A 15,471-nucleotide genomic window follows, 5' to 3' on the forward strand; every position below is an offset into this window, starting at 1 on the left:
AGCGGTGCAACACCCGCTGCCCGTTTTTTACGAGGCAGTAGTCATGAATAAAAACCGCAAAGCACTGGCGCTGTTGGTACTGGCGATGGCCAGCGCATCTGCCGGTGCCGTGGCACCGCTGGACGTGCTGAGCCTGCCGGCGGTGCAGGGCGCGCAGGCGCAACACGCTGTATTACTGGGCATAACCCGTGCCGGCGAGCGACTGGTAGCGGTGGGTGAGCGGGGCATTGTGCTGCTGTCCGACGACAACGGTGCCACCTGGCGCCAGGCCGGTGTGCCGGTCAGCAGCACGCTGACGGCGGTGCAGTTTGTCGACAGCAAACAGGGCTGGGCCGTGGGCCATGCCGGTGTGGTGCTGCACAGCGGCGACGGTGGCGAAAGCTGGAACCTGCAACTGGACGGTAAGCGTGCAGCGGCCGTGGAACTGGCGGCGGCGCAAGCGGCTGCGGATGCTCCCCGCCAAGCCAACGCTGAACGGCTGGTAGCCGATGGCGCGGACAAACCGTTGCTGGCCCTGAGCTTTGCCAATGGCCGTGAAGGCCTGGTGGTAGGCGCATACGGGCTGGCCCTGCACACGGACGATGGCGGCCAGACCTGGACGTCATGGATGGACCGTCTGCCCAATCCACGCGGCTTGCACCTGTATGCCGTGGCGCAACAAGGCCAGCAGCTTTATCTGGCTGGCGAGCAGGGCTTGCTGCTCGGCTCGCACGATGGTGGCGGGCAATTCAGCGCGCTTACCAGCCCTTATGAGGGTAGCTATTTCAGTCTGGCGTTGGAGCCTGCTGGCGGCGTGGTCGTCGGTGGCCTGCGCGGCAATCTGTTTCGCTCGGTGGACCAGGGTGTGAGCTTTCAGGCCCTCACCAATCCCATTCCCATTTCCATCAACGCGGCCGTGGTTGCCGACCGCCAATTGCTGCTGGTCAATCAGGCCGGCGGTTTGCTGCAAGGCGCCGTCGGCAGCGATGCCCTGCGCCCGGTAGCGTTGCCACCCGGCGCACCGTTATTGGCCGTTGCCAAGGCGGCCGATGGCGCCCTGGTAGGCGTTGGTTTTGCCGGGCCGCAGCGCCTGGCAGCGGGTGCTACGGCGCCACACACATCGATTGCGGAGTAACCCCATGCACGTTCCGAGTTCATCCGCGGCGACGCCGATTCACAGCACCCTGGAGGACTTCGACAGCCGCTCCGGCTCCCTGCTGGAACGCGCGCTGTTCAACCATCGGCGCCTGGTGTTGCTGATATGCCTGCTGGTGACCGCGCTGCTGGGCTGGCAAGCCACGCGCCTGGAACTCAACGCCAGCTTTGAAAAGATGATCCCCAACGATCATCCCTTTATTGCCAACTACCTGGAGCATCGCCAGGAACTCAGCGGCCTGGGCAATGCTGTGCGCATTGCGGTGATCAACAAAAAAGGCAGCATCTACGACGCGGCGTACCTGCAAACCCTGCAGCAACTCAATGACGAGGTGTACCTGCTGCCGGGCGTGGACCGCGCCTTTATGAAATCGCTGTGGACGCCCTCAACCCGCTGGGTGGGTGTGACCGAAGAAGGCCTGGAAGGCGGCCCGGTCATTCCCGATGGCTACGACGGCTCGGCGCAGAGCCTGGAAGCGCTGCAACGCAATATTGAACGCTCCAACGAGATCGGTCAGCTGGTGGCGTTCGACCAGCAGTCGAGCATTATCTACCTGCCGCTGCTGGCCAAAGACGCCGACGGCAAACCGCTGGACTACAGTGCCCTGGCCCAGCAACTGGAAAGCCTGCGCGGTAAATACCAGCAGCAGGGCATCGAAATTCGCATCACCGGGTTCGCCAAGGTGGTGGGCGACCTGATCGATGGCCTGCGGCAGATTCTGCTGTTCTTCGCCGCTGCCATTGTCATCACGGCGGTGGTCCTCTACTGGTACACCCGTTGCCTGCGCAGCACCACGCTGGTGATGGCGTGCTCGCTGGTGGCGGTGGTCTGGCAGCTGGGTTTGCTGCCGTTGCTTGGCTATCAGCTGGACCCATACTCGGTTCTGGTGCCGTTTCTGGTGTTCGCCATTGGCATGAGCCATGGCGCGCAGAAAATGAACGGCATCATGCAAGACATCGGGCGCGGCATGCACCGCCTGGTGGCCGCGCGCTTTACCTTTCGCCGTCTGTTTCTCGCCGGGCTTACCGCGCTGCTGTGCGACGCCGTGGGTTTTGCCGTGCTGATGATCATCAAGATCCAGGTGATTCAGGACCTGGCGGTGATCGCCAGCATCGGTGTGGCGGTCCTGATTTTCACCAACCTGATTCTGCTGCCGGTGTTGCTGTCTTATGTCGGCGTGACGCCTGCAGCGGCGGTGCGCAGCTTGCGCAGCGAACAGGCTGAAATCGACGGTGCCGGCAAACAAGCCATCTGGCGCTTTCTCGACCTGTTTACCCAGCGTCGCTGGGCTACCGTTTGCGTGCTGCTTGCCGCGGTGTTGGCCGGCGGCGGCTATTGGGTCAGCCTGCACCTGAAGATCGGCGATCTGGATGCCGGTGCCCCCGAGCTGCGTGCCGACTCGCGCTACAACCTCGACAACGCCTACCTGACCCAACACTACGGCGCCAGCAGCGACATCTTTGCGGTGATGGTCAAAACCCCGGCCGGCGGCTGTTCCAGCTACGACACCTTGCAGCGGGTGGACAACCTCGACTGGCAACTGCGCGGTTTGCCCGGCGTGGACGCAACCAACTCGCTGGCCTTGCTGAACCGCCGCGTGCTGGTCGGCCTCTCCGAGGGCAACCCCAAGTGGTACGAACTGGTGAACAACCAGGCCACCTTGAACATGGTCACCGCCGGTGCACCACGCGGTTTGTACAACGAGGACTGCAGTCTGCTGACCCTGTACGCCTACCTCACCGACCACAAGGCCGACACCCTGGGCCGGGTGGTTGACAGCGTGCAGGCCTTTGCCAAAGACAACGACAGCGAGCAGGCGCAATTTCTGCTGGCGGCCGGCAGTGCCGGCATCGAGGCGGCCACCAATATCGTGGTGAAACAGGCCAGCCACGAGATGCTCTGGTGGGTGTATGGCGCGGTCATTGTGCTGTGCCTTGTGACCTTCCGTTCATGGCGCGCGGTGCTCTGCGCAGTGCTGCCATTGGTGCTCACTTCCATTTTGTGTGAGGCGCTGATGGTCTGGCTGGGTATCGGCGTCAAGGTGGCCACCTTGCCGGTAATTGCCCTGGGCGTGGGCATCGGCGTGGACTATGCGCTGTATGTAATGAGCATTGTGCTGGCCCAGTTGCGCCAAGGCGCGAGCCTGTCGCAGGCCTATTACCAGGCGCTGCTGTTCACCGGCAAAGTGGTGATGCTCACCGGCGTGACGCTGGCCATTGGCGTGGGCACCTGGATATTTTCGCCGATCAAATTCCAGGCCGACATGGGCGTGCTGCTGGCCTTTATGTTCGTGTGGAACATGGTCGGAGCCCTGATTCTGCTGCCGGCGTTGGCCTACTTCCTGTTGCCGCAAAAACCTGTGGTCAGCCAAGCCGTTGTTAAGCCCCAGACCTTACGGGAAACCCTGCCAGAGCCTGCTACCAAGCCGCCGCTGCACGCGGCTATTCGCTAATAACCAGAACAACAACAAGCCAGAACAACAACAAGAGAGAAATGCCATGCGTAGCCCGACCCTGTTTCTCCATCAGCTTTGTTCCGCTTGTGCGGTCTTCGGTGCAGCGTTTTGCGGCACTCCGCTGGAGGTGTTCGATGAGCGTTGATCGCCAGGCAGGCTTACCACAATCCCTGCTTCTGCTGCTGGGCAGCTGCTTACCCGTACTGGGCGCCGTGCTGTTGGCCCCGGTGTTGCCGCGCATGCAGGCCCACTTTGCCGACACCCCGGGTGCCACCGTTTTGGTGCCCATCGCCCTGACGTTACCTGCGTTGGTTATCGCCCTGGTCGCCCCCTTCGCCGGCCTGATTGCCGACCGGGTAGGGCGCAAGCCGTTACTGCTCTGGGCCATGGCGCTCTACAGCCTGTGTGGCCTGCTGCCGCTGTGGCTGGACTCGCTGACCGCCATCGTCGCCAGCCGCGCCGGCATCGGCCTGGCCGAAGCCGCCATCATGACCGGCTGCACCACGCTGATGGGCGACTACTACAGCGGCGCCCGGCGTGAACGGCTGTTTGCCTTGCAGATGGTGGCCACCTCGTTATCGGCGGCGATCTTTATGGCCGTCGGCGGTGCGCTGGGTGAGAACGGCTGGCGCACACCCTTTGCCCTGTACGCGGTGGGCCTGCTGTTTCTGCCGTTGATGGCCAAGTTGCTGTGGGAGCCGCAGGGCGATATCGACACGCCTGTCGCTGCCAACGCTGGCGCATTCCCGTGGCGGCGGTTGGCGCCCTTGTATGTGCTTACCGTGCTGGCCGGCGTCAGCCTGTTTGTGGTGCCGGTGCAGGCCGGTTATCTGCTGAGCCTGATGCACGTCGACGGGCCGCAACAAATCGGCATGACCATGGGCGCCAACCAACTCGGCGTGCTGGCCGGTGCCCTGGGCTTTCGCGTGCTCAGCGGGGTGAGCCCGCACAAGCAGATGGTGCTGGCCTTTCTGCTCGCCGGCATTGGCGGGCTGCTGATGGCGATAGCGGGCAACCATGCGCTGGTGGTGATTGCGGTGTTGGTTAACGGCCTGGGTATTGGCTTGATGCTGCCGACGCTGATCACCTGGATCATGAGCCAGGTCGACTTCCAATTGCGCGGCCGCGCTGCCGGTGGTTTTACCGCCGCGATCTTTGCCGGTGAATTTGTAAGCCCCCTGGTGGTGCTGGCCATCACCGCCGGCGAGCCCGGGCAACTGCCCACTGCCCTTGGTGTGCTCGCCGTGGCCCAACTGTTGATTGCCCTGGCCTGCCTGGGCCTGCCCAAAACCGCCCCGATTGCTGCTGCGTCGCTCTGAGCGAGGAGTTTTTATGCACGAATTACCATCGTTCAAACGTGTCGTTACCGGCCATAACGCCAACGGCCAGGCCGTGGTCGCCAGCAGCGGGCCGACGCCCAACGTCTTTCCGTTAGCTGCTGTGCCCGGCACGGTGTTCTACGAAATCTGGAACAGCAGCGCCAGCCCGGCCGTGCTCGATAACGCCAGCGACCCGACCGCCAAACCCTTGCAGTTGAGCCCGGGGCCATTGGGCAGCGTGATTCGCGTGGTGGATATTCCGCCGGACAGTCTGCAAAACCAGATCAGCAGCGATGCCGCTGCCGCAGCCTTTGCCGAAATTGGCCAAGCCCATGCCGGTACCGGCAAGGCTGATTCCAAACACAAATTGATGCACCGCACCGAAACCCTCGACTACGGCATCGTCACCGAGGGCGAGGTGTGGCTGGTACTGGACGACGAAGAGGTGCACCTCAAACGTGGCGATGTGGTGGTGCAGCGCGGCACCAACCATGCCTGGAGCAACCGCACCGAAGCGATGGCGCGCATGGTGTTTATTCTGCTCGACGGCCGCTTTGCACCTGAACTGGGAGGTGGCCAATGAAACTTGCCACGTTGAAAAACGGCGGCCGCGACGGCCAGCTCGTGCTGGTTTCGCGCGATAACCAATGGGCGCTGGATGTCACCCCGGTCGCGCCCACCTTGCAAGTGGCGCTGGAAAACTGGGCCAGCGCCGAACCGCGTTTGCGTCTGCTGTCCGATGAGCTGAATGCGGGCCGGGCAGTGGGCGCCTTTTCGTTTGATGCAGCACACGCCATGGCGCCGTTGCCACGTGCCTACCAGTGGTGCGATGGCTCGGCCTATATGAGCCACGGTGCGCTGATGCAAAAGGCCTTCAACCTCAAACCCATCGACGGCGCCGAGCACACGCCGCTGATGTACCAGGGCGCGGGCGATGATTTTCTCGGCGGCCGCGAGGACGTTGCCCTGCCCAGCGAAGCCCAGGGCATCGACTTTGAAGGCGAGTTCGGCGTGATCGTTGACGAGGTGCCGATGGGGTGCAGCGCCGAGCAGGCCTTGCAGCACATCAAGCTGATTGTGCAGATCAATGACGTCAGCCTGCGCGCCCTGGCACCACGGGAAATGGTGACCGGCTTCGGTTTTCTGCAAGCCAAGCCTTCCAGCAGCTTTGCACCCCTGGCGCTGACGCCGGAAGAACTGGGTGACGCCTGGCGCGATGGCGCCGTGCAACTGCCGTTGCAGGTGCAGTGGAACGGCCAATGGTTTGGCCATCCGCACGGCGGCGCGATGAACTTTCACTTCGGCCAATTGATTGCCCACGCTGCGCTTACCCGCCGGTTGCGCGCCGGCACGGTGATTGGTTCGGGCACCGTGTCCAATGCCGACCGCAGCGTGGGCTCGGCATGCATTGCCGAGCGTCGGGCCATCGAGATGATCGAGCAGGGCAGTGCGCAAACCGCTTTTATGCGCTTCGGTGACCGGGTGCAGATGGAGGTGCTCAACAGTGACGGCCAATCGCTGTTTGGCGGCATCGACCAGCGCGTCGTGCAGGCTCGTCCATGAGGAGCTGCGTATGCGTGTACTGATCACCGGCGCCAACGGCTTTGTCGGCCGCGAACTGGTGCGCTGCCTGTTGGCGCGCGGCAGCCTGCGTGGCCAGGCCATCGACTCGTTGTTGCTGCTAGACCGCGAGTTTGAAGGCCCGGCCAGCGACCCTCGGGTACGCCAGCAAGCGGGCAGCATAACCGACGCCGCCTTGCTGCGCCGGGTGCTGGCCGATGGCGTGGACGTGGTGTTTCACCTGGTGAGTGTGCCGGGTGGGGCGGCGGAAACACAGTACGAGCTGGGCTATCAGGTGAACCTCTTGGCCAGCCTCGAATTGCTCAACCAACTGCGCGACAAAGCGCGCCCCCCGGTGCTGGTGTACGCCAGCAGCGTGGCGGTGTACGGCGGCGACCTGCCGGCGCGGATGACCGAGCAGGCCGAGCTGAATCCGCAACTGTCCTATGGCACCCACAAGGCCATGGTCGAGTCGTTGGTAGCCGACCTGGCGCGGCGGGGCGAAGTGGATGGCCGCGCGCTGCGCCTGCCCGGCATCGTCGCCCGCCCGCGTGAACCCAATGGCTTGCGCTCGGCGTTTATGAGCGACCTGCTGCGCGCCGTTGCCGCCGGTGAGCGTTATAGCTGCCCGGTGGGGCCGGAGGCGACGTGCTGGTGGATGTCGGCGCGCTGTTGCGTGAACAACCTGATTCGCGCTGCCGAAGTGGACGGCCTTGAATTGGGCACGCAACGGGTGTGGCAACTGCCTGTGCTGCACCTGTCCGTTGCCCAGGTAATGGATGCCTTGGCCGTTGCCTACGGCGATGAACGCCGCGCGCTGGTCAGCTATGCGGCCGATGAGCACCTGCAAGCCTTGTTCGGCAGCCTGCCGCCATTGAAAACACCCCGTGCACGCGCCCTCGGTTTCAGCCACGACGGCAATGCCGCCACGCTGATCCGCAACGCCTTGAACCCTGCCGCACCGCGGCCTTTGTCCTTATCTGGAGCGCTTGCCCATGCCCGCCGTTAAACCCTCGCGCCGCCTGGTCGACCTGTCGGTAACCCTCGACAACAACCCCTACACCGACCCACCACCCTTGCTACCCAAGATCGACTACATGGACCACCAACAAGGCTGGCCGGAAATGGCCGCGATGTTCCCCGGCCTTCAGCTTGAGCAAATGCCGGGCAACGAAAGCTGGGCCGCCGAGCGCTTGCAGATCACCACCCACAGCGGCACCCATATGGACGCGCCCTGGCACTATGCCTCGACCACCGACGGCGGCAAGCCGGCCTTTGGCATCGACGAGCTGCCGCTGGACTGGTGCTTGCAGCCGGGCGTGAAGCTGGACTTTCGCCACCTGCCCGATGGCCACGTGGTAACGGCCGCCGAGGTCGAAGCTGAACTGGCTCGCATCGACCATCAGCTGCAACCCTTGGATATTGTGCTGATCAACACCCGTGCCGGCGCCTTGTTCGGGCAGCCGGGGTATCTGGACGCCGGTATCGGCATGGGCCGCGAGGCCACGCTGTATTTGCTCGAGCGCGGCGTGCGCGTGGTGGGCACCGATGCCTGGAGCTGGGACGCGCCGTTCAAATACACCCGCGAGCGGTTTGCCGCTTCGGGTGATGCATCGCTGATCTGGGAAGGGCACAAGGCCGGACGCGATATCGGCTACGGGCAAATGGAAAAACTCGCCAACCTCGATAGCCTGCCGGCGACCGGGTTTGTGGTGTCGTGCTTCCCCTACAAGATCAAACATGCCTCGGCCGGGTTCGTGCGGGCGGTGGCGATTTTTAACGAGTGAGCCCGTCATGAAATCGATCAAAGCGGTAGTGGTGTTTGTGCTGCTGGTATGTGCCTATTCGGCAAGCGCTGCCGAAACGGCCCAGGCCTTGTTGCAACGAGCCGTGGAGTACTACCAGGTGCAAGGCGACGCAGCGCTGGCCGCGTTCAGCCGTCAGGGTGAATTCACCACCACCGAACGCTACGTGTTTGTGGTGGATACGCACGGCACCATGCTGGCCAGCGGTGGGGCCTCCGCCGTGCTGATTGGCCGTAACGTATCCAGCGTATTGCCGCCGGAGTTGCACAGTGCGTTTGAGACGGCGCTGAAAACCGACGCCACTGCCGGCGTGCAGACCGCCGACTATCGCTGGAAAAGCTGGGCCAATGGCAAGGTCGAGCGCAAGCGTGCGTACTTCCAGCGCGTGGGCGACCGCATTCTGGCCGTGGGCGAGTACGTTCCGCGGGCAACACCGGAGCAGGCGCAAGCCTTGCTGGAACATGCGGTGCAGGCCATTGAAAAAGACCCGACGGCGAGCTTCAAGGCCATCAATGGGTTGTCTGCCGACTTCCACGAAGATGATCTGTATGTGTTTGTAGTGGATATGGATACACATCGCTATGTCGCCCACGGCTACAACCTGCGCCTGCTGGGCGTGGACTTCGCCACCATTCACGACCCGCAGCGCAAGCCTGTGGGCGCGCCGATACTGGCGCTGATGGCCAAGCAGAAGGAGGGCGGCTACGACTATCGCTGGAAAAACCCGGTGACCGGCAAGGTGGAAGCCAAGCATGCGTTGTTGCGCAGGGTGGGCAACTATCTGGTGGCGGTGGGGTATTACAAACCGTGACGTACGATGGTCAAACCGTATAACGGCTAACCCTCACCCCTAGCCCCTCTCCCGCGAGCGGGAGAGGGGAACCGACCACAATCGCCGGGCCAACGCCATAAGGCTCCTTTCCCGCGTGCGGGAGAGGGGAATCGACCACGCTCGCCGGGCCAACGCCATCAGACTCCTCTCCCGCGTGCGGGACAGCGGACTCGACCACGCTCGTCGGGCAAACCCCATCAGCTCCCTCTCCCGCGTGCGGGAGAGGGTTGGGGTGAGGGTCGCTCTTGGCTCTGGCGGGTAGCGGGTCGGTTGGGTTGAGCAAAGCGAAGCCCAACATTGCAATCTCTACCTGTTACACCCTCCGCTCAGCCCAGCACTCGCAAGCGGGACCTGCGTATTCGAGCTGTCGTGCGCATCCGTTGAGCTTCGCGGGGCGCAACCCAACGTACGGGGCTGGCCACTCGCGGCTGATCTTGGTTAACGCGGGTACAACGGCGGCAACGGGCTGGTTTCCTGCGCGGCCGCTGGCGCTTCGGCGGCAGGCAGGGCGCGGATGGCTTTCCACAGCTCTTCGCCTTGCCAATATTGGCCGCTTTCGCTGTAAAGCGCGCCGTTCAATCCATCCAGGCTTTCGGACAACGGCACAAACCGCGCGGCCATATCGGCCAGGGTTTCCGGCTGCTGCCTGGCCCAGGCATCGAGCGCCTGGCGTGTGGCTTGCGAGTCGTTGGCCAGGCACGCGCGCTTGAGGTCGTCGAGCAAGCTGCGCGGGCTTGGGCCCGGTTGCGTGGTGCGCGAAACGGCCGGTTGGCGCCGAGCGTGCCACCACAGGCCGAAGCCGAGCAGGGTGGTCAGCGCCAGAACCAGCGTTGCCAACTGCCACGGCCACAACGGCGGGCCTTCTATCAACGGTTCGGCGCTGTCAGTGTTCACCGGCGCTTCCACGTCCATGGCCGGGTTGTCGGCGACCATCAAGGTGCGCGCCGGCACGCTGGTGTGTTCCAGACGATCTTCTTTGGTGTTCCACCACACCAGGTCTACGGCAGGCAACTCAATGCGTCCACTGCGGTTGGGCACCAGCGCTTCGCGTTCTTCACGGCTGCCGATCAGGCCACGGTCGTTGGTGCTGTTGCTCAGCTGCGGCTGGTCCGGGTAGCGGCGCAAGCCCGGTACCGAGGTAGCGGGCAGCGGCGGCAGTTGGGCGCTAGAAAGGCCGTCTACTTTCAAGGTCAGGCTGCGGGTTAGCGAGTCGCCTACCTGGGCTTTGTCCGGCTCCGGGCTCCAGCCTTCGTTAAGCGCTACGGCACGGGCGGGCAGCCATGGAGCGTCGGCCGGATAGCCGTCGGGCTTGGCTTTTACCTGCAACGGAATCACCGGCGATTTAACCCGCATCAATCGCCCGGGGCGTGGGCCGAACGGTTGATAGGTGTTGTTGTTCTGGCTGCGGTCGGCAACGGTGGCGCTGAACACCAGCGAGGGAATCTCCAGCTCGCCGCTTTGCTGCGGGTAGATGGCGTAACGCAGTTCGATCACGCCATGGCGCACGCCGTTGATTTCTTTTTCGTAGGTGCGCGGGTCGCCAAGGGATTCGATACGGGCATTGCCGATTTGCAGCGGGGTGAGGGCGCTGTCGTCGTAGAGCGAAACGGAGTGGTAGATGCGCAACGTCAGAATGGTCTGAGCCTGCACATAGACGCTGTCGGAATCGAGGCTGGCGTCGATAAACACCGGCGCCACGGTTTCGCTGTCGCTGTTCTGCTCGGTCTTGATCACTTGCAGGGTGATGGGCTGGCTTTTGTTGTCGCCCAGGGCAATGGAGGGAATGACCACAGTGCCCGCGTCTTTGGGTTGCAGGGTAATGATCCAGCGAGTTGTGGCGCGGGCCGAACCGTCGATGGTGGTCAGGCGGTTGATCTGCCTGGTGCCGAGCACGTCGAAGGCTTCATCCAGCGGCGCCAGGTCGGGCTTGCCGAACAGCGTGGCATCGTCGGACTCCAGCGACAGCTCCAGGGTTTCCCCTTCGCTCAGGCGGCTGCGGTCCACCGAGGCGGTGAAGTTTGCGGCGCTGGCCTGCATGGCCAGCAGGCTCAGCAAAAAGGCGCAAAACAGACGGGTCATCAACTAGTTCCTAGGCTCTTGGCGTTGTTGCTGTTCGTACCAGAATTTGCGGCGCAGCAGTTCACCCGGGTCGTCGGGGATCTGCCGCAGCCACTGTTCCATGGCTTGGCGCTGTTCGGCGCCCAGGTGCTGCTGTTGGCCATCATCGGCCTGGGGTTTGCCGCCTTCCTTTTGCTCGGCTTTCTCGGCCTTGCTGTCGCCTTCGCCGCCAGCCTGGTCACTCTGGTGGTCGGCTTTGGCGTCTTGCTTGCCACCTTGCTGGCCGGCTTGCTGTGGGTCTTGCGGTTTGTTCTGTTCGTCTTGTTTGTTCGCTTGGTTCTGCGGTGCCTGGGGCTGTTGGGTTTTGTCCGCGTCGTCGCCGGGGCTTCGTTCCGGTTGCTGTTGCTGCCCCTTTTTGCCTTGCTGTTTTTGCTGCTGTTTGTCTTTTTGTTGCTGCTCTTTTTCTTGTTGCTGCTGTTGTTTGAGCAGCTCTTCCACCAGGGCTTTGTTTTTCAGCGCCTGCGCCAGTTCGGGTTGGCGTTCCAGCGCCTGGTCGTAGGCGTCCAGTGCTGCTTCCAGCTCCCCGCTGCGGGCCAGGGCGTTGCCACGGTTGTAGTGATCGGCTGCGCTGTTACCGGTGGCAAAGCGGTTGGCGGCGCCGGCGTAGTCCCCAGCCTGGTACAGCGCCTGGCCTTGCCATTTCGGGTCGCTGAAGGTGTCGGCCGCTTCTGCGGCCTTGTGCTGTTTGAGCAGGCGTTCGCCCTGCTGGTCGGCGCGCAGCCACAGGTCGTTGAACTCAAACGCGTAGCTGGGCCGAGGGCCCATCATCAGCAGTAGCGGTATGCAGAATAGCCAGCCACGCCGCCCGGCACAGGCAGCCAGCAGCAAAAGCGGCAAGAGCAGCCAGTAACCCTGGTCGGCCCAGGTTTCGAGCTGCGTGGGTTCGCTGTCGCGCAGGCTCTCGGTGTCTTGCAGCAGGCCGAGGTCGCGCAGGTCGGTTTCGTCCAGGCGCGAGCGCAGGTAATTGCCGCCCAGTTCGTTGGCGAAACGCCGCAGGCCGCCACTGTCCAGGCGCGGCAGCAAAATACCGCCCTGGGCGTCTTTGAGGAAACCACCGCCTTCCTGGGCGATGGGCGCCCCCTGGGCGGAGCCGACGCCGAGAATTTCCAGGCGGTTGCTGTTTTTGCCCAGGGCCTGACGAATGCCTTGGCGCTCTTGATCATCCAGCGCCGAGGTAATGAGCAGCAGCCGGCCTTTGCCTTGCGAGCCTTGGTCGAGCAGTGCCAGGGCCTTGGCCACCGCCAGATCGGCACGGCGACCGGCCTCCGGCATGATCGCCGGCTTGACCGATTCCAGCAGGTTGCGCGCAGTGCCCAAGTCGTCCGACAGCGGCACCAGGGTGTGCGCACTGCCGGCATACAGCACGATGCCGGTCTGCGCATCGTGGCGCGCTTCCAGCAGGTCGAGCACCTTGCGTTTGGCGTGTTCGAGGCGGTTGGGCTGGACGTCGCCGGCGAGCATCGAGGGCGTCATGTCGAGCATCACCACCAATGGGTCGGCGCGTTTTTGCGTGCTTTGTTCTACGTGCTGCCAGCTCGGGCCCAGCAGGGCCAGTAGGCACAACAGCCACGAAAGGCCGAGGGCAATCCACGGCAAGCGGCTGACGCGGCGGTTGCCGCCACTGAGCAGCACTTTATGGAAGGCCGGTGGCAGCAGCATTTGCCAGCGCCCGGCACGGCGTTGGCGATGCCAGAGTTGCCAAAGCAGCCACAGCAGCAGCGGCAGCAATACCAGCCAGAAGGGGCGTAACCAGTGGGGCCAGAGGGCAATCATTGGCGCTTGCTCATGCGTGGGCGCCATTTAGGCCGCGCTGGCAGGGCTTGTTGCAGGCGGCTTTGCAGCAGGTGCGGCCACAGCGAGTTGATCACCAGAATCAGGCTCATCAACAACGCGCCGGCCAAAGGCCAGGCATACAGCTCGAGGGCAGGGCGGGCGATGGTGGGTTGCTGGGCCACGGGTTCGAGTTTGTCCAGGCTGGCTTCGATCAGGGTGAGTTCGTCGCTGTCGCGGGCGCGGAAGTACTGGCCACCGGTCATGTCGGCGATTTTCTGCAGGGTAGGTTCATCCAGGTCCAGGCCTGGGTTTAACCCAAGCATGCCGAAGGCGCCGCGTTCCGGGTCGGCACCGATACCGATGGTGTACACCTTCACCTGTTCTTCAGCGGCCAGGCGTGCGGCGGTCAGCGGGTCGATCTGCCCACCGTTGCTGGCGCCATCGGTGACCAACACCAGCACGCGGCTGTTAGCCGGGCGTTGGCGCAGGCGTTTTACTGCCAGGCCAATGGCATCGCCAATAGCCGTGTTTTTCCCGGCGATGCCGATCAAGGATTCATCCAGCCAAATGCGCACGGTGCGACGGTCGAAGGTCAGCGGTGCCTGCAGGTAGGCTTGGCTGCCAAACAGAATAAGGCCGACGCGGTCGCCTTTGCGGCCTTCGACGAAGTCGCCGAGCAGGTTTTTCACCAGGGTCAGGCGGCTGACGTCGTTGCCGTTCCATTGCATGTCTTGGTAGGCCATGGAGCCAGACACATCCACTGCCAACAGCAGGTCGCGGCCACTGGCCGACACCGGCAACGGTTCACCCACCCACGCCGGGCGCGCGGCTGCACATAGCAGTAGCAGCCACAGCAAGGCGAATGGAGCCTGTTGCCGCCAGGCCGGCAGGTTGGCGCGAGCACGGCGACCGGCCAGGCCTTCAAGTTCGTTGAGAAAGCTGACTTTGAGTGCGGCTTCGCCACTGTCAGCAGCGGGCAAGACCAGGCGCAGCAACCAAGGCAGCGGCAGCAGCACGAAGAGCCAGGGCCAGGTGAACTCAAACATGTTTGCGAATCCAGGTTTCGACGGCCTGGTTCAGGCCATCAACGGCCTTGTCGTCAAGTTTGGGTTCCGGCCGGTAGCCACCTTCCACCAGAATCATCCAGCGGGTAAGGCCGGCCGCCGGGCAGCGGTTGTCCAGGTACGCCAACCAGGCGCGCCCGCTCATGGTGTGGCTTTGGCTGTTGGGATAATGGCTGCGGCACAGGCGTTTGAGCAGCGCATTCAACTGTTGCAGCCAGGGGCCTGCGTTTACACCGTCGTAGGGCTTTCTAAGCTGCGCGAGTTCTTGCAGGGCGGCCAGGCGCAAGGGGTCGAGCGGCGCGTCGGTGCCGGTCTTTTTATTGCGTTGCGGCAGGCGTTTACGCAGGCGCCACAACCCCCAAAGCAGCACCGGAATCAGCGCTGCCAGTAACCACCAGCCAGGCGCCGGCGGCCACCAGGAAATGGGTGGCGGAGCAATCAGCGGTTGCAGTTGGTCGAGGGCATTCATTGTTTCTTTCTCGGCCGCTGGCCTTGCAGGTGGTCGCGCAACTGTTCAATCGGGTCGTTCAGGGTGGTCAGCGGAAACAACGGCACGCCAAGCTTTTGCGCCAACACTTGCCAGCGTGCTTGCCGCGCCTCGCCCAAGGCGTGATACGTCTCGCGCAGTTCGCTGTTGTGGGTATCCAATTCCAACAAGGCGCTGCGTTGGCTGAACTGCAGAAGGCCCGCGGCGGGTAGCGCGTGATCCAGCGGGTCGGACAACGGCAGCAACAGCAGATCGGTATGACGGGCGAGCAGGGTGAGCTGCTGTTCGGCGCTGTCGTTCAGCGCGCGTTCATCACACAGCACCACCGCGAGGCTCCCAGGGCGCAGCACTTCGCGGGCGCGGCGCAGGGCGAGGCCGAATGTATCGCGGCCGGCGGGGATTTCGCTGTTGAGGTTCTGGTTGGCGCGCACCAGACGGTTGAGCAATTGCAACAGGCTCATCTTGCTGCGCCGCGGTTTGATTTCGTGGTGTTCGTTGTCGCCAAACACCAGCCCGCCAACGCGGTCGTTGTGGCTCAGCGCGGCCCAGCCAATGAGCGCCGCAACTTGCGCCGCCAGCACCGACTTAAACGCCAGGCCCGAGCCAAAAAACAGCCGCTGACTTTGCTCCACCAAAATAAAAATCGGCCGCTCGCGTTCTTCATGGAACAGCTTGGTGTGTGGCTCTTGCGTACGAGCGGTTACGCGCCAGTCGATGGTGCGCACGTCATCACCGGGCTGGTAAACGCGCACCTGGTCGAAGTCCACGCCACGGCCGCGCAATTTCGAGTGATGCAAACCCACCAACGGGCTGCGCCGTGCCGGCGTGGAAAACAGCTGCACTTCGCGAATGCGGTGACGCATGTCGATCAGTTCGGCAAGGCTGACGCGAATGCCCGGTTCGCTGGCGGCAATGGGTTGCAT

Annotated in this window: 13 protein-coding genes; 8 read left to right on the forward strand and 5 right to left on the reverse strand. The window is 63.5% G+C overall.

All coding sequences use genetic code 11. The features are described from left to right. Positions 1 to 43 precede the first annotated feature (43 nt). The 8 genes from PKE98_RS21570 (at position 44) to PKE98_RS21605 (ending at position 9,085) form a co-directional block, all read left to right on the forward strand. On the forward strand, positions 44 to 1,114 hold the full coding sequence (locus PKE98_RS21570; RefSeq protein ID WP_373877896.1) for a WD40/YVTN/BNR-like repeat-containing protein: 1,071 nt from the start codon (positions 44 to 46) through the stop codon (positions 1,112 to 1,114). A gap of 4 nt (positions 1,115 to 1,118) precedes the next feature. Beyond that, positions 1,119 to 3,587, forward strand: a complete 2,469-nt coding sequence (locus tag PKE98_RS21575) for an efflux RND transporter permease subunit (protein WP_271197455.1) — start codon at positions 1,119 to 1,121, stop codon at positions 3,585 to 3,587. A 137-nt stretch (positions 3,588 to 3,724) separates the two neighbouring features. Further along, positions 3,725 to 4,909 (forward strand): MFS transporter, encoded by a 1,185-nt coding sequence (locus tag PKE98_RS21580; RefSeq protein WP_271197456.1) that lies wholly within the window; start codon positions 3,725 to 3,727, stop codon positions 4,907 to 4,909. Between the two features lie 13 nt (positions 4,910 to 4,922). After that, positions 4,923 to 5,492 (forward strand): cupin domain-containing protein, encoded by a 570-nt coding sequence (locus PKE98_RS21585; RefSeq protein WP_271197457.1) that lies wholly within the window; start codon positions 4,923 to 4,925, stop codon positions 5,490 to 5,492. Continuing rightward, positions 5,489 to 6,472 carry a fumarylacetoacetate hydrolase family protein gene (locus tag PKE98_RS21590; protein ID WP_271197458.1) on the forward strand — a complete coding sequence of 328 codons (984 nt, stop codon included), beginning with the start codon at positions 5,489 to 5,491 and terminating at the stop codon, positions 6,470 to 6,472. The genes PKE98_RS21585 and PKE98_RS21590 overlap by 4 nt, the downstream gene beginning before the upstream one ends. Positions 6,473 to 6,482: 10 nt before the next feature. Then, entirely contained in the window at positions 6,483 to 7,478 is a 996-nt protein-coding gene (locus tag PKE98_RS21595; protein WP_271197459.1) for an NAD-dependent epimerase/dehydratase family protein, read from the forward strand. Then, positions 7,465 to 8,256 carry a cyclase family protein gene (locus PKE98_RS21600; protein WP_271197460.1) on the forward strand — a complete coding sequence of 264 codons (792 nt, stop codon included), beginning with the start codon at positions 7,465 to 7,467 and terminating at the stop codon, positions 8,254 to 8,256. The genes PKE98_RS21595 and PKE98_RS21600 overlap by 14 nt, the downstream gene beginning before the upstream one ends. A 7-nt stretch (positions 8,257 to 8,263) precedes the next feature. Continuing rightward, complete coding sequence (locus PKE98_RS21605) at positions 8,264 to 9,085, forward strand: cache domain-containing protein (RefSeq protein ID WP_271197461.1); 822 nt, start codon at positions 8,264 to 8,266, stop codon at positions 9,083 to 9,085. Between the two features lie 459 nt (positions 9,086 to 9,544). Here the strand turns inward: PKE98_RS21605 and PKE98_RS21610 are convergent, their stop codons facing one another. From PKE98_RS21610 to PKE98_RS21630, 5 genes are read right to left on the reverse strand one after another with little or no spacing between them, the layout of a single operon-like run. Beyond that, positions 9,545 to 11,185, reverse strand: coding sequence for a BatD family protein (locus PKE98_RS21610; protein ID WP_271197462.1), 1,641 nt, complete (start codon positions 11,183 to 11,185; stop codon positions 9,545 to 9,547). 3 nt (positions 11,186 to 11,188) lie between these two features. Beyond that, positions 11,189 to 12,997 carry a VWA domain-containing protein gene (locus tag PKE98_RS21615; protein ID WP_271197464.1) on the reverse strand — a complete coding sequence of 603 codons (1,809 nt, stop codon included), beginning with the start codon at positions 12,995 to 12,997 and terminating at the stop codon, positions 11,189 to 11,191. Next, positions 12,994 to 14,043 (reverse strand): vWA domain-containing protein, encoded by a 1,050-nt coding sequence (locus tag PKE98_RS21620; protein WP_271197465.1) that lies wholly within the window; start codon positions 14,041 to 14,043, stop codon positions 12,994 to 12,996. The genes PKE98_RS21615 and PKE98_RS21620 overlap by 4 nt, the downstream gene beginning before the upstream one ends. Then, on the reverse strand, positions 14,036 to 14,530 hold the full coding sequence (locus PKE98_RS21625; protein WP_271197466.1) for a DUF4381 domain-containing protein: 495 nt from the start codon (positions 14,528 to 14,530) through the stop codon (positions 14,036 to 14,038). The genes PKE98_RS21620 and PKE98_RS21625 overlap by 8 nt, the downstream gene beginning before the upstream one ends. Continuing rightward, positions 14,527 to 15,471, reverse strand: coding sequence for a DUF58 domain-containing protein (locus PKE98_RS21630; protein ID WP_271197467.1), 945 nt, complete (start codon positions 15,469 to 15,471; stop codon positions 14,527 to 14,529). Before PKE98_RS21630 ends, PKE98_RS21625 begins: the two co-directional genes overlap by 4 nt.

Origin of the sequence: Pseudomonas turukhanskensis (genome assembly GCF_027922365.1) — a bacterium.
Classification (GTDB): Bacteria; Pseudomonadota; Gammaproteobacteria; order Pseudomonadales; family Pseudomonadaceae; genus Aquipseudomonas; species Aquipseudomonas turukhanskensis.